This window comes from Amycolatopsis jiangsuensis (assembly GCF_014204865.1).
Lineage (GTDB): Bacteria > Actinomycetota > Actinomycetes > Mycobacteriales > Pseudonocardiaceae > Amycolatopsis > Amycolatopsis jiangsuensis.
Window position 1 is genome coordinate 1 of the sequence record NZ_JACHMG010000002.1, and the last position, 2,713, is coordinate 2,713.

Here is a 2,713-nt window from a genome sequence, read left to right on the forward strand (position 1 = left end):
CCGTCAGCACGACGTCGCCGCGATCGCCCGCGTCATCGGCGTCAGTCGAGCCAGCGTCTACCGCGCGCTCAATGATTCGCTCCCGGCCCAGGACCGACGCAACGCTTGAACGGTCAACGGCCCCTTTCGCCCTTGTCGGGCGGGAGGGGCCGCGCTCCCTTTTCTGCGTTACGGGTGCCTATCGCGGTGGCGGAGGGTGCTTGGCTCAGATCTCCGCGTGGCGGCCCGCGGTGCCGGTCGTCCCGGCGAGCAGGTCGCGGATCTCGGTAAGGAGCACGACGTTTTCGTCGGGGGCGGCGTCCACCTCGGTTCGGGCGTATCGAGTCTTGGCCGCCTCGTAGGGCTTGACGACGAAGAAGTAGACCACCGCGGCAACAATCAGGAAGGCGACCAGCGCGGTCAGGAACGCGCCCAGCGGGACCCCGCCGGGCTTGATGCTGTTGAAGTCGGGCTTGCCGCCGAGCTTGCCGATCAGCGACAGGATCACGTCGGTGAAGGCTTTGACGACGACCGCGAATGCGGTGCCGATGATGAACGCGACGGCAAGCTCAACGAGGTTGCCCCGCATGACGAAATCCTTGAAACCCTTCACGGTCCCGCTCCTTGTTCGCGCTAGACGACCTGACGTGCCGAGCGTATCCACCATTTGGTGGCCAAATGAGTGTTTCGGGGCCGGGGCGCTCGGCCCCCGCCTTTTGGCACTGGTGCGCACCTCGCGTTTCCCGCACGGCGGGGTGAGCTCCGGTCGGCGCACCCTGACACGGGGCCGCCCCGACCGGGTGGCCGGGGCGGTTCCTGGTGTGGCCGGCATTACAGCCGCAGTGCTACTTGCTATTCCGCGAGCTTGGCGATGGCCTGCGCCCACAGGAAGTACTTGTTCGTGCCCAGGTCGCGGACGGTCTTGATGTTGAACGCGGCCTTGAGGTGCTCGGCGTCCCCTGCGCTGACTCCCTGCAACGCATCGACGGGCGCGTCCGCCAGCTCGGTCATGCTGACCGTCTCGAATGCCTTGTCGACCTTGCTTGCGATGTCACCCATCGGCTTACTCCCCTGGAACCAGTGCGCACCACGTCAGTGCGCGGTGGGTCATCCCTACCACCGAACCGCTGCGCCACGCCAGAGCGGGGAACGGGTTCAGCCCTGGGAGGTCCCGGCGGTGTTCGTCGTCTCGGTGACGCTGAGCCCGTTGGAGGTGGCCTTGGCCAGCAGGCCAGACACCAGTGACCCGGCCGAGTCAATGCTCCCCAGATTGCCGGCGGTCACGTCGCTCTTGAGCGCCGCCAAGTGCGTGGCCAGGTCGGCCATCGGCTGGTACAACACGTTGCACAGGGTGGGGTTGGCCTGGATGTTCTTCATTGCGTTGGACAGCAGCTTGGCGTCCGCAGCCGCAGTGGCGGCCGCCTTCACCAGCGCCAGCACCCGACCCTTGGTGCCCTTGGTGAACGCGCCGGCCTTGAACGGCTTGTAGATGTACCGGTGGAAGGTGCCGGCCGTCAGCCCCAGGTCCGCCACCAGCCGCGTCTTCGCGAACGCCCGGGTGTTCTCCGTCGGACAGTTCGACGGAACGGCACTACTGCTCGTCGAATCAGTGGGCGACGCTGCCGCAGTAACCGATGATGAGGTTTGCGGCCCGGCGGCAGTACCCGATGAGCTCTTCGGGCCACAACCCGTCAGCCCCAACGTCCCCGCGACCAGGGCGACCAGGACAAGACGGGTGATCCGTGGTGGTTTCGGTGTCACGATGTGCTCCAGAGGTTGGTTCCTACCCCGGCCGCGCGCCGGGACCGCCGACCAGGCCAATACCCATTGGGACCGTCAGGCTCGGCCACCTGTGGGCTAGGACGGCCGGAAGCGCGACCGGCCGTGTGCCCCTAGCTAGGTGCTCTCAAGGTGTTTCCGGCGGGAGACCCAACTGGCCCCCCACGGCGTCGCCGCCCTTCTTGATCTGGTCCGCGAACTTGCCACCCGTCCGCTCGTCCAGGATCCCCTCAGCCTTATCCAACGCGGCCTTGGCCTGCTCCGGATGTTCGCCAGCAAGCTTCTTGGCCTCGTCGAGGATCTCGTTGAAGTCCATACGGGCACTCTCCCTTGGATCAGATCGCCACCACGACCGCGGCGGTCGAACCGACTGTACCCATCCCAGCAGGTCCCGCCTAGAGCGCTGGCCGGGTGCGCAACCTTCGAGCGCGCAACTCGCCTCGTGCGCCGACGTCGATGGCCGAGCCCAGAGCCGGGGCTGAGCTACTGGGCCGCTATCGCCTCAGGCTGTTGCCGGCTACGCCAGCTACGTACCCCACGACGAATACCAACGCCACCCACCCCGCCATAACGGGCAGCGCCCGCAAACGCAGTCGCGCAAGACGGACTGCGACGAGCAAGGCAGCGCCAGCCAACACCCCGGCAGCACCCGTCATCATGAACGCCGACCGGTCCCAGACTGGCCCGAAACCATAACTCTGTGACAGCGCGAACGTGACAACCCCAGTTCCCACCGTGAGCAACAACGCCACGCCTACACAGACGAGGGCGCCGACGAGCGAGACGGGCGGCCGAGCGCCGCTCGGCCGCCCGTCTCGGTCGCCGTCTACCCCCACTTATCGCTCCTCGAAAGCCGCCCCTCAATGGCCACGGTAGCCGCAGCCTGTGACTGACACCTCCGTTTTCCGGCCTACCGCGGGCCCATGACACCACCGGCCGGCCCGGGACATGTACG

At 67.0% G+C, this 2,713-nt stretch carries 4 protein-coding genes; all 4 read right to left on the minus strand.

Annotation, left to right across the window (positions count from 1 at the left end; genetic code table 11):
• Positions 1-205: 205 nt before the first annotated feature.
• The 4 genes from mscL to BJY18_RS36220 all read right to left on the minus strand — a co-directional run bounded on the left by mscL (position 206) and on the right by BJY18_RS36220 (position 2,074).
• On the minus strand, positions 206-592 hold the full coding sequence (gene mscL, locus BJY18_RS36205) for a large conductance mechanosensitive channel protein MscL (protein WP_179422086.1): 387 nt from the start codon (positions 590-592) through the stop codon (positions 206-208).
• Between the two features lie 239 nt (positions 593-831).
• A complete protein-coding gene (locus tag BJY18_RS36210) occupies positions 832-1,038 on the minus strand; it encodes a hypothetical protein (RefSeq protein WP_179422085.1) in 207 nt (68 codons plus the stop codon).
• 96 nt (positions 1,039-1,134) lie between these two features.
• A complete protein-coding gene (locus BJY18_RS36215) occupies positions 1,135-1,740 on the minus strand; it encodes a hypothetical protein (protein WP_184785077.1) in 606 nt (201 codons plus the stop codon).
• Between the two features lie 145 nt (positions 1,741-1,885).
• Positions 1,886-2,074: an antitoxin gene (locus BJY18_RS36220; protein ID WP_179422083.1), complete on the minus strand. Its 189-nt coding sequence runs from the start codon at positions 2,072-2,074 to the stop codon at positions 1,886-1,888.
• Positions 2,075-2,713: the final 639 nt, after the last annotated feature.

Bases quoted from the DNA above. Each gene is read 5' to 3' on its own strand.
- BJY18_RS36220 (WP_179422083.1), bottom strand. From the start codon at position 2,074: ATGGACTTCAACGAGATCCTCGACGAGGCCAAGAAGCTTGCTGGCGAA.
- BJY18_RS36210 (WP_179422085.1), bottom strand. From the start codon at position 1,038: ATGGGTGACATCGCAAGCAAGGTCGACAAGGCATTCGAGACGGTCAGC.